The organism is Streptomyces sp. NPDC060198, from assembly GCF_042728415.1.
Lineage (GTDB): Bacteria > Actinomycetota > Actinomycetes > Streptomycetales > Streptomycetaceae > Streptomyces.
The window spans coordinates 1-9,589 of the sequence record NZ_JBHWZJ010000058.1 but is presented as its reverse complement, the minus strand read 5'-3'; the positions used below and the strand labels follow the sequence as shown (position 1 = coordinate 9,589).

10 protein-coding genes and 1 riboswitch are annotated in these 9,589 nt (G+C 69.2%); of the genes, 6 read left to right on the top strand and 4 right to left on the bottom strand.

Annotation, left to right across the window (positions count from 1 at the left end):
- Positions 1-202 precede the first annotated feature (202 nt).
- Positions 203-1,495: a globin domain-containing protein gene (locus tag ACFWEP_RS10755; protein ID WP_387368618.1), complete on the top strand. Its 1,293-nt coding sequence runs from the start codon at positions 203-205 to the stop codon at positions 1,493-1,495.
- Position 1,496: 1 nt separating this feature from the next.
- Here ACFWEP_RS10755 and ACFWEP_RS10750 read toward each other — a convergent pair whose 3' ends face one another.
- The 3 genes from ACFWEP_RS10750 to ACFWEP_RS10740 form a co-directional block, all read right to left on the bottom strand.
- The gene (locus ACFWEP_RS10750) at positions 1,497-1,976 is read right to left on the bottom strand and encodes an NUDIX domain-containing protein (protein ID WP_387368616.1); all 480 of its coding nucleotides are present in this window, start codon (positions 1,974-1,976) and stop codon (positions 1,497-1,499) included.
- A gap of 172 nt (positions 1,977-2,148) precedes the next feature.
- A complete protein-coding gene (locus ACFWEP_RS10745; RefSeq protein ID WP_387368614.1) occupies positions 2,149-3,273 on the bottom strand; it encodes a cystathionine gamma-lyase in 1,125 nt (374 codons plus the stop codon).
- Between the two features lie 84 nt (positions 3,274-3,357).
- Positions 3,358-3,735, bottom strand: a complete 378-nt coding sequence (locus tag ACFWEP_RS10740; RefSeq protein WP_387368612.1) for a phage holin family protein — start codon at positions 3,733-3,735, stop codon at positions 3,358-3,360.
- An 81-nt stretch (positions 3,736-3,816) separates the two neighbouring features.
- On the opposite strand from ACFWEP_RS10740, the gene ACFWEP_RS10735 reads away from it, so the two are divergent.
- From ACFWEP_RS10735 to ACFWEP_RS10720, 4 genes are all read left to right on the top strand, one after another.
- A complete protein-coding gene (locus ACFWEP_RS10735) occupies positions 3,817-4,134 on the top strand; it encodes a cupin domain-containing protein (protein WP_387368610.1) in 318 nt (105 codons plus the stop codon).
- Positions 4,135-4,344: 210 nt separating this feature from the next.
- The gene (locus ACFWEP_RS10730) at positions 4,345-4,566 is read left to right on the top strand and encodes a DUF5326 family protein (protein ID WP_387368608.1); all 222 of its coding nucleotides are present in this window, start codon (positions 4,345-4,347) and stop codon (positions 4,564-4,566) included.
- A gap of 327 nt (positions 4,567-4,893) precedes the next feature.
- The gene (locus ACFWEP_RS10725; RefSeq protein WP_387368645.1) at positions 4,894-5,664 is read left to right on the top strand and encodes an IclR family transcriptional regulator; all 771 of its coding nucleotides are present in this window, start codon (positions 4,894-4,896) and stop codon (positions 5,662-5,664) included.
- Positions 5,665-5,765: 101 nt separating this feature from the next.
- Positions 5,766-6,203 carry an SsgA family sporulation/cell division regulator gene (locus ACFWEP_RS10720; protein WP_266706557.1) on the top strand — a complete coding sequence of 146 codons (438 nt, stop codon included), beginning with the start codon at positions 5,766-5,768 and terminating at the stop codon, positions 6,201-6,203.
- 35 nt (positions 6,204-6,238) lie between these two features.
- Here the strand turns inward: ACFWEP_RS10720 and ACFWEP_RS10715 are convergent, their stop codons facing one another.
- On the bottom strand, positions 6,239-7,564 hold the full coding sequence (locus tag ACFWEP_RS10715) for a YibE/F family protein (RefSeq protein WP_387368606.1): 1,326 nt from the start codon (positions 7,562-7,564) through the stop codon (positions 6,239-6,241).
- A gap of 71 nt (positions 7,565-7,635) precedes the next feature.
- A riboswitch (TPP riboswitch) is annotated at positions 7,636-7,768 on the top strand.
- Between ACFWEP_RS10715 and thiC the strand changes: the two genes are divergently transcribed.
- Complete coding sequence (gene thiC / locus ACFWEP_RS10710) at positions 7,761-9,551, top strand: phosphomethylpyrimidine synthase ThiC (protein ID WP_387368604.1); 1,791 nt, start codon at positions 7,761-7,763, stop codon at positions 9,549-9,551. Its footprint overlaps the riboswitch before it by 8 nt.
- The last annotated feature ends 38 nt before the right edge of the window (positions 9,552-9,589 follow it).

Sequence of the window (9,589 nt, the reverse complement as noted above, 5' to 3'; positions counted from 1 at the left end):
GGTGCGGCGTCGCTGCCGCGACGGGCGAGCCGTAGGGCGTGTTTCACGTGAAACGCCACCGGTGCGCGCGGTGTCGGAGCGTGCCGGAATTCCCGTTATGTGTCCGTCGGGGTGAAGAATCCGGCAGACTGCGAGCCGGGGAGCCGCGAACAGTGTCGGGCCATTCAGTCGACCGAGAGACAGTTCGAGGCGAGGCACAGTCATGGACGCTCCGACCGGTGATCCGGCTGCCGGATCTCCGCAGCAGCCCCTTTCACCCCGGCCGCTCCGTGCGGCGCGGGCCGCCATCCCGCAACCCGCCGGCGTCCCCGGATCGGACCCTCCGCAGGAAGGCGAACCGACCGCCCCTCCGCAGGACGGCGAACCGTCGGCCGACGCGGTACTGATCCGACGGAATCTGGCGGAGATCGGCCCGCGCGCCGACCGGGCCACGGCGCATTTCTACGCGGTGCTCTTCCTGGGCCGTCCCGAACTGCGCGAGATGTTCCCGGCAGCCATGGATGCGCAGCGCGAACGGCTCTTCCACGCCCTGCTGACCGCGGCCGAGCGCTTCGACGACCGGGTGGCGCTGACCGCGTACCTGTCGGATCTGGGGAGGGGCCACCGCCGGTACGGCACGCACCCCACGCACTACCCCGCTCTCGGAGAAGCCCTGCTGGCCGCGGTGCGCCGTCACGCTCCCGTCACCTGGGACGGAGAGAGCGAGGCCGCCTGGGCACGGGCTTACACGACCATCTCGCAGATCATGATCGACGCGGCGGCCGCGGAGGAGACACGCTCTCCGGCCTGGTGGCAGGCCGAGGTGGTCGTGCACGAGCGGAGAACCCCGGACATCGCGGTGATCACCGTGCGGCCCGACCGCGCCTACCCCTTCCTCGCCGGGCAGTACACGGCCGTGGAAACACCCTGGTGGCCGCGTGTCTGGCGGCAGTACTCCTTCGCCTCCGCGCCGCGCCCCGACGGGCTGCTCGTCTTTCACGTCAGAGCGGTCCCGGCCGGCTGGGTCTCCCAGGCACTGGTGCACCGGGCGGTACCTGGCGACGTGCTGCGGCTCGGCGCCCCGGCGGGGGCGATGACGGTCGACCACACCACGCACACAGGACTGCTCTGCCTCGGCGGTGGCACGGGCATGGCACCCATCAGGGCGCTGGTCGAGGATGTCGCCGAACACGGCGACCGCCGGCGCGTCGACGTCTTCTGCGGGGCCCGCAGCGAGCGCGACCTCTACGACCTCGACGCCATGCTGCGACTTCAGCGGACCTACCCCTGGCTCGCCGTGCACCCGGTGGTCGCGAGCGGTCGGACCCGTGGCCGGACCGGGGAGATCCCGCAGGCGGTACGGGAGACGGGACCGTGGGACGAACGGGACGCCTATCTCGCAGGTCCGCCCGGCATGATCCGCAGGGGCGTGCACGCCCTGCGGGACGTGGGCATCCCGGTGGAGCGCATCCACCACGACGCCGTCGAGGAGCCAGTGCTGACCGACCCGGGCTGAATCAGCCCAGGTCGGGTGCGTGCATGGCCCGGACGCCCTCGATGTTGCCGTCCAGGTAGTGGCGGAGGGAGAGCGGAACGAGATGGACGGCGGCGATCCCGACCCGACTGAAGGGGATCCGGACGATCTCGTACTCCCCGCAGGGAGCCTCGATTTCGGGGCCGTGGCGTTTGGAGAGGTCCATCGACGCCAGCCGGCAGACGAAGAAGTGCTGGACTTTCACTCCCGCCGATCCGCCGTCCGCGATGTGTTCGACGGTGTCGACGAAGCAGGGCACCACATCGACGATCTTGGCTCCCAACTCCTCGTCGATCTCTCGGTGCAGGGCTTCGACGACGGTCGCGTCCTCGGGTTCGACCCCGCCGCCCGGTGTCACCCAGTAGGGGTCCACCCCCGGCTTGGTCCGCTTGATCAGGACGAGTCGGTCGCCGTCGAGCAGGATGGCGCGTGCGGTGCGCTTGACCACAGGGCGTTCGGTCATGGCAAGAGAGTGGCCCGCCGGCACCCTTCCGAAACTCCCGGCGGCCGTTTCACGGGTGGTGAGCGGCAGCACCGTCCGCCATCCGTACGCGCCAGCGTGGAAAGGGAAAGGGCTCCGGTGCGCACGGAGAGTCCCCCCGTGCGCACCGGAGCCCCGGATGACCGCCGCGCGGTCAGGCGGTGGCCGCGTCCAGAGCCTGTGCCACGTCGGCGAGCAGGTCCTCCGGGTCCTCGGCGCCGACCGAGAAACGGACGAAGCCCTCGGACACCGCGTCGCCTCCCCAGCGCCCGCGCCGCTCCGCGGTGGACCGCAGCCCGCCGAAGCTCGTGGCGTCGTCGACCAGCCGCAGCGCCTCCAGGAAGCGCTCAGCAGTCTCCCGGTCGGCCAGCTCGAACGAGACCACGGAGCCGAAGCGGCGCATCTGCCGCACGGCGACCGCGTACGAGGGGTCAAAGGGGAGGCCCGGATAGCGCAGCCCGGTGACCTCGGGCCGCTCGACGAGCGCCTCGGCCAGGGTCAGCGCGGTGGCGCACTGGCGCTCGACGCGCAGCTGGAGGGTGGCGAGCGACCGGTGCGCGAGCCAGGCCTCCATCGGGCCGGGGATCGCGCCGACGACCTTGCGCCAACGGCGGACCCCTGCGGCGAGATCGGCGTTCCGGCAGGTCACGTGGCCGAGCAGGATGTCTCCGTGGCCGGTCATGCCCTTGGTGTCGCTGGCCACCGAGAAGTCGGCGCCCAGGTCCAGGGGGCGCTGGCCGATCGGGGTGGCCAGGGTGTTGTCGACGGCCACCAAGGTGCCGCCCGCGTGTGCCGCCTCGACCAGGCGCCGGACGTCGCACACGTCGAGGCCCGGGTTGGACGGCGTCTCGATCCAGAGCAGCTTGGCCCCTTCGAGGGCGGACAGCTGGGCGTCGCCGCCGGTGGGCGCGGTGCGGACCTCCACGCCGTACGCCTCCAGCTGTTCCCGGACCAGCGGCAGTGCCTGGTAGCCGTCGGTCGGGAGGACGACGACGTCGCCCGCGCGTGCCTGGGAGAACAGGACGGCCGAGATCGCGGCCATGCCGGAGGCGAAGACGGTCGTCACGACATCCTCGCCCGGTGCTTCGAGCTCGCCGATGGCCTTTTCCAGGTGCGTCCACGTCGGGTTGGTCTCCCGGCCGTAGGTGTACGGTCCGACCGGCTCTCCCGAGAGGTGGAAGTGCGCCGCGAAGACCGGCCCGGGAAGGGTGGGTTCGTACTGCTGCGGCTCGGGGAGACCTGCCCGTACCGCCCGAGTTCCGTCGCCGATGGTGCTCATGCTGCGCTCCCTTGTTTCCTTCCCGGGCCGTTGCCGGTGCTGTATGCACCTTCTCAGCCCGGGAGAGAAGCCCGCCGGGGTGTCTCAGTCCTCGTCGGGGAGCGCGACGTGCATGGCCCAGGAGACGACGGAGATGATCAGGGCGCCCAGCACGGCCGTCCAGAAGCCCTCGACGTGGAAGCTGAGATCGACGGCGCCGGCCAGTGAGGAAGTCAGCTTCAGCATGAGGGCGTTGACGATCAGGGTGATCAGCCCCAGGGTGAGGACGAAGAGCGGCAGCGTGAGGAGCTTGACGACCGGCTTGACGATGAAGTTGACCAGGCCGAAGAGCAGGGCGACCAGGATCAGGGTGAGGACCTTGCGGCCGGTGCCCGTGCCGGTCAGCGTGATGTCCTGGAGCAGCCAGATGGCCACCGCCAGAGCGGCTGCGTTGGCGGTCGTCTTGACTACGAAATTCTTCATGTGTCTGATCGTGGCAGACACCCACCACCGGGTACACCGTCCGTACGGGGACCCTGGACGACCACGAGGGGCGCACCTCACATGAAGGCATTCAGGCTCGACGAGCTGGAAGCGGAACGAGCTGCCAACGACGGCGCCTACCTGCAGTTCCTTCGCGAGCGGAACATGTCCGTGGGCCTCTACGCGCTGGACGCCGGCGCCCTCGATCCGCAGAGTCCGCACGGCCAGGACGAGGTGTATCTCGTCGTCAGCGGGCGGGCGTCGATCACCGTGGGCATGGAGACGACCGTCGTGGGCCGGGGAAGCGTCGTCTACGTGCCGGCCGGTGTGGCACACAAGTTCCACCACATCACCGAGGACCTGCGCGTCATGGTGGTCTTCTCCCCGGCGGAAGCCTGATCCTCCCGCCCGGTCCGCAGTTCCTCGTCCTTTGGCCCCTGACCGGTCCGGCCCCGCTCCCTAGGGGATCGATCAGGGGAGTCCGGGGGGTGCGGGCCCCCCGGCGCCACCGCTTCCGCTCTAGCATCGGAGTCGGGAACCGGGAGGCGGGGCCCAGGGGCGGGGATTCCCGGCCCGACGGGGCAGGACACGAGAGACGAGGTAAGGACGATGGCGGTCCGGGAGATATTCGCGGGAATGCCCTGGTGGGTGAAGTGGATCGCGGTGCCGGTGATCGCGATCGTCGTGTTCGGCGGGCTGATCGCCAGCGTGGTGACCTTCGTGGTCGCGCTGCTTTTCAAGGTGCTGCTGTTCGTCATCCTCGTCGGTGGCCTGATCTTCGTCGTCCGGAGGTTCCTCTCGTCCTCCTCGGACTCCGGGAAGGACTGGTAGACGCGGGCCGCTCCGGGTGCGTACCCCGGTGCCCGCGAGCGGTCCCTCCGCCCGGTGCGGTGTGCCCGGGAAGGCCCACCGGGCGCGATGGTCACGGAGAGTGGCGCGGATTAGCCCGGCAGAGCTAAGCGAGGCCCGAAACCGCCCCACGAATGGCCCCGGCGGCTACAGTGGCGCTTCGCTGCCGCCGCCCGGGAATTAACTGTCCGTCACCATCCTGACCAATGGTTCCGCGACAGTCGAGAGTCCGCCCCGAGCTCGCGGCACGCCCGTGGGGGCGGCCTCCACGGGAGGGCTGACCGCCCGTCACCATGCCTGGGGGTGACCGTGACCACGGCATCGACCACCACTGCTCCGACGCTGATCGGTTCGGTCCAGCGGGCCCTGAGACTGCTGGAAGCGGTGGGCGCCCATCAGGACGGCGCTCCCGCCAAGCAGTTGGCGCGGGAAGCGGGCCTGCCTCTGCCGACCACCTACCACCTGTTGCGCACCCTGGCCCACGAGGGTTACCTCCGCCGGGAGAACGGTGTCTTCGTCCTCGGCGCGGCTGCCGAGCGGATGTCCGGCCGGGCGGCCGAGGAGAGCAGGCGCGGCAGGCTCAACGACTCCCTCGCGCGGTGGTGCGACGAGCTGGGGGCTCCGGTGTACTGCGCGGTCTACCGCGAGGGCGAGATCGAGCTGGTCGCCGTGGCAGACTCCGCCGCGACGCCGGCCGTGGACGAGTGGGCCCCCTTCGCGGAGACCGGTCACGCGCACGCCCTGGGGCAGTGTCTGCTCGGACAGCTCGACGAGGAGGCGCGGGAGGACCATCTGCTCCGCCATCCGGTGCGTCCGCTGACCCGTTACTCAGTGCGAGATCGCCCGGTCCTACTTGAGCGATTGCGTTCGATGGAGCGTATGAAACCTGTCATCGAGCGACAGGAGTACGCACTCGGAACAGTCTGTGCCGCCATCCCCATCACCGCAGGTTCGGCCGTCGCGGCGATGGCCATTTCTCTACCCCTGGACCGACAGGACCAGTTGCTCCCCGCAGTCGAACAACTACGTGGCGAAGTGGCGCGGCTCTTGCGTTCGTTCGTGTTCTCTATCAGTATCTGAAAAATCACTCCTTGTGATCTGCTATCGCGTGCACCACGATGGCGTCAATAGGGCCATGGGGGATCATTCCTGGCCAGATTCATCTACTGCGGGGTTGAACGATGCGCGAGTCGGTTCAAGCAGAGGTCATGATGAGTTTCCTCGTCTCGGAGGAGCTCTCGTTCCGTATTCCGGTGGAGCTCCGGTACGAGGTGAGCGATCCGTACGCGATCCGGATGACCTTCCACCTGCCGGGTGACGCCCCTGTCACCTGGGCTTTTGGTCGTGAGCTCCTGCTCGACGGCCTCAACAGCCCCAGCGGCGACGGCGATGTGCACATCGGTCCCACCGAGCCGGAGGGGCTCTGTGACGTGCACATCCGGCTCCAGGTCGGAGCGGACCGGGCCCTGTTCCGGGCCGGGACGGCACCGCTCGTGGCGTTTCTCGACAGGACGGACAAGCTGGTGCCACTGGGGCAGGAGCACACGCAGGGTGACTTCGACGGGAATCTCGAAGAAGCGCTCGGCAGGATCCTCGCCGAGGAACAGAACGCGGGCTGACAGGCTGTCAGCCCGTTGGCTTTTGGGCCTCGCGCTCACGTCTTGCGGCGGCGGCCCCTCCCGGTCCGTACGGGTGCAGGAGCTTCGGCTTCCGCGCCGAGCCCTGTGCGGTCCGCGGACACCACCAGAGCGGCGAGCGCCGTCGTGACGGGCACCGAGGCGACCAGTCCGATCGAGCCGACGAGCGTACGGACGATCTCCTCCGCCACCAGTTCGCTGTTGGCGACCGTGCCGACACTGCTCTGCGCGATCGAGAACAGCAGCAGCAGAGGCAGCGCCGCGCCCGCGTACGCGAGCACCAGGGTGTTGACCACCGAGGCGATGTGGTCGCGCCCGATCCTGATGCCCGCCCGGTAGAGCCCGCGCGCACCCATGGTCGGGTTCGCCTGGTGCAGCTCCCACACCGCCGACGTCTGTGTGACCGTCACGTCGTCCAGGACCCCGAGCGAACCGATGATGACACCGGCCAGCAGTAGACCGCTCATGTCGATGTCCGGATAGAGGCCGTGGATGAGGCCGGTGTTGTCGTCGGTGTTGCCGGTCAGTCCCGCCCAGCCGATGAAGACCGAGCCCAGCAGCCCGATCAGTACCAGCGAGATCAGCGTGCCGATGACCGCCACCGAGGTGCGGGCGGTCACTCCGTGGCAGGTGTACAGCGCGATGAGCATGATCGCGCTCGCCCCGACCACCGCCACGAGCAGCGGGTTGGAGCCCTGCAGGATCGCGGGGAGGATGAACAGTGTCAGCAGGGCGAAGGACACCGCGAGTGCCACGAGTGCCATGACGCCTTTGAACCGTCCCACCACCACGACGGCGACGGCGAAGATTCCGGCCAACAGCGCCATCGGAAGCTTCCGGTCCACGTCGGTGACCGAGTACTGCAGGTCGTGCGGGGCGTCCGGCGCGTACGCGAGGACCACACCCTGACCCTCTCTCAACTGTCGTGAGGCTTCCGGCTGGACGATCTCGGCGAAGGTGCGACCCTTGTCGTTGCCGCTGGTCACCTCGATGGTGGCCTTCTTGCAGTCGCCGTCCTCCACCGCGGCCGGGCCGGAGCCCGTCGACGTGTCACCCGTGGCGGGTACCTGGGCGGCGTTGACGTCCGCGCAGTCCACCCGATCCACCTTCACCACCTTTCCCTGCTCGGTCTGGCGGTCGAAGCCCACACCGGTGCGCTCGTGCGCGGGAGTTCCGCCGGGCCAGAGCACCACCAGACCGACGACCACCGCCGCAGCGAAGGGGATCAGCACGCATGCGATGACCTTGCGCAGATGGGTCGAGACGGGCGCCGCCGGGCCATGGCTGTGCGTATGACCGTGTGAGGGGTCCTGAGGTTCTGGACGGTCCTGGGAGGAGTTCACCGGGCGATCATCGCAAGAACGGGGGAGGCCCTCTGGTCAGCACGGCCGGACGGGCGCTAGCGTGGTGGCACCTTTGCACACGCGGGAGCTCGGAGCACCGGGCTGAGAGGGCGCTGACCTCGTGATTCCTCACGGGACAGGCTGCGCCGACCGCCGAACCTGTTACCGGGTAATGCCGGCGTAGGGAGTAGGTCTCATGACCACATCGGACGCGATCACGCCTGCCTCCAGTTCTGACGAGCACGGCGGGGGGGACAAGTCCATCGGCTGGCACAAGGGGTACGTCGAGGGCTCGCGCCCCGGCCTCCGGGTGCCGGTCCGTCAGGTGCACCTGACCAACGGTGAGGACGTGACGCTCTACGACACGTCCGGTCCGTACACCGATCCCGCCGTCACCACCGACGTCCGCCGGGGCCTCGCCCCGGTGCGCGGCGGCTGGATCGAGAGCCGGGGGGACACCGAGGAGTACGAGGGGCGCCCGGTCCGGCCGGAGGACGACGGCCGCTCGCCCGCCTCGCGCGACGGCCTGCGCAACCTCGACGCGCTCTTCCCCGGCGGCGCGCGGGGACCCCGGCGCAGCCGTGACGGACGTCCCGTCACCCAGCTCGCGTATGCCAGGCGAGGGGAGATCACCCCCGAGATGGAGTACGTCGCGATCCGCGAGAACGTCGACCCGGAGGTCGTCGTCGAGGAGATCGCGGCAGGCCGGGCGGTGCTGCCGGCCAATGTGAACCACCCGGAGATCGAGCCGATGATCATCGGTAAGCGGTTCCTGGTGAAGGTGAACGCGAACATCGGCAACTCCGCCGTGACCTCCTCCATCGAGGAGGAGGTGGAGAAGATGACCTGGGCGACCCGGTGGGGCGCCGACACGGTCATGGACCTGTCCACCGGCCGCAACATCCACACCACCCGCGAATGGATACTCCGGAACTCCCCGGTGCCCATCGGCACCGTCCCGCTCTACCAGGCTCTCGAGAAGGTCGACGGCCGGGCGGAGGAGCTGACTTGGGAGATCTACAGGGACACGGTCGTCGAGCAGGCCGAGCAGGGCGTGGACTACATGACAGTGCACGCCGGCGTGCGCCTGCCGTACGTCCCGCTCACCGCTCGTCGTAAGACCGGCATCGTCTCCAGGGGCGGCTCGATCATGGCGGCCTGGTGCCTCGCGCACCACAAGGAGTCGTTCCTCTACGAGAACTTCGAGGAGCTGTGCGAACTCCTCGCGACGTACGACGTGACGTACTCGCTGGGGGACGGACTGCGGCCGGGCTCCATCGCGGACGCCAACGACGAGGCGCAGTTCGCCGAGTTGCGTACGCTCGGCGAGCTCAACACGATCGCCAAGCGGTACGGCGTGCAGACGATGATCGAGGGCCCCGGGCACGTCCCGATGCACAAGATCAAGGAGAACATCGACCTCCAGCAGGAGATCTGCGAGGAGGCGCCGTTCTACACCCTCGGCCCGCTGACCACCGACGTCGCACCGGCGTACGACCACATCACCTCCGGGATCGGGGCGGCGATGATCGCGTGGTGGGGCACGGCGATGCTCTGTTACGTGACCCCCAAGGAACACCTGGGGCTCCCCGACCGGGACGACGTGAAGACCGGGGTCATCACCTACAAGATCGCGGCCCACGCCGCCGACCTGGCCAAGGGGCACCCGGGAGCGCAGGACTGGGACGACGCGCTGTCCGACGCCCGGTTCGAGTTCCGCTGGGAGGACCAGTTCAACCTGGCGCTCGACCCGGACACCGCACGCGCCTTCCACGACGAGACGTTGCCGGCCGAACCGGCCAAGACGGCGCACTTCTGTTCCATGTGCGGGCCCAAGTTCTGTTCGATGAAGATCAGCCGGAGCATCACCGAACAGTTCGGCGGTGACGCGGCCGCCACTCCCCAGGAGATCGAGGCCGGGATGCTGGAGAAGTCGAAGGAGTTCGCGGCCTCGGGCAGCCGCGTCTATCTTCCGCTCGCGGACTGAACCACCGGACCGGCCGCCCGCCGCCTCCGGGGGGAGGC

What these genes read in the sequence shown, in the direction of transcription:
- ACFWEP_RS10755 (WP_387368618.1), top strand. Translation starts at nt 203, where the DNA reads ATGGACGCTCCGACCGGTGATCCGGCTGCCGGATCTCCGCAGCAGCCC.
- ACFWEP_RS10750 (WP_387368616.1), bottom strand. Translation starts at nt 1,976, where the DNA reads ATGACCGAACGCCCTGTGGTCAAGCGCACCGCACGCGCCATCCTGCTC.
- ACFWEP_RS10745 (WP_387368614.1), bottom strand. Translation starts at nt 3,273, where the DNA reads ATGAGCACCATCGGCGACGGAACTCGGGCGGTACGGGCAGGTCTCCCC.
- ACFWEP_RS10740 (WP_387368612.1), bottom strand. Translation starts at nt 3,735, where the DNA reads ATGAAGAATTTCGTAGTCAAGACGACCGCCAACGCAGCCGCTCTGGCG.
- ACFWEP_RS10735 (WP_387368610.1), top strand. Translation starts at nt 3,817, where the DNA reads ATGAAGGCATTCAGGCTCGACGAGCTGGAAGCGGAACGAGCTGCCAAC.
- ACFWEP_RS10730 (WP_387368608.1), top strand. Translation starts at nt 4,345, where the DNA reads ATGGCGGTCCGGGAGATATTCGCGGGAATGCCCTGGTGGGTGAAGTGG.
- ACFWEP_RS10720 (WP_266706557.1), top strand. Translation starts at nt 5,766, where the DNA reads ATGCGCGAGTCGGTTCAAGCAGAGGTCATGATGAGTTTCCTCGTCTCG.
- thiC (WP_387368604.1), top strand. Translation starts at nt 7,761, where the DNA reads ATGACCACATCGGACGCGATCACGCCTGCCTCCAGTTCTGACGAGCAC.